The sequence below is a fragment of the Acinetobacter sp. TUM15064 genome (assembly GCF_008980265.1).
In the GTDB taxonomy this organism is placed as follows: Bacteria; Pseudomonadota; Gammaproteobacteria; order Pseudomonadales; family Moraxellaceae; genus Acinetobacter.
In genome coordinates, this window is the sequence record NZ_BKFU01000207.1 from 1 (window position 1) to 476 (window position 476).

The window sequence follows — 476 nt, forward strand, 5'->3', positions numbered from 1 at the left end:
ATCAATACCTTTACCATCATCACTGAATGTCACAACAACATCAGTCCCTTGACGACCGATATTTAATACAATATGACCTGTTTCTGGTTTATTGGCTTGCAAACGTTGCTCACGATCTTCAATACCATGGTCAATCGCCTTACGTAACATATGTTCGAAAGGCGCAATCAATCTTTCGAGAATACTACGATCAAGTTCACCCTCAGTATTATTTACCACCAATTCTGTTGGACGGTTCAATGTGGATGCTGTTTGACGAACAATACGCTGTAATCGTGGTAGCAATCTTGAGAAAGGTACTAGACGAGTTCTCATCAAGCTTTCCTGAATTTCCGCTTGAATACGAGACTGCTGTAATAACAGACCTTCAGTATCACGGATCTTTTCAGATAAAGTTGTTTTGAAATCGACTAAGTCAGATGCCGATTCAGCTAAAGATTTCGATAATTGATTGAGTGAAGAATATTGGTCCATCT

At 39.3% G+C, this 476-nt stretch carries 1 pseudogene; it reads right to left on the bottom strand.

The window, feature by feature from the left end:
• A pseudogene (locus tag GBI16_RS18445) lies at positions 1–476 on the bottom strand (hypothetical protein); the annotation flags it as partial.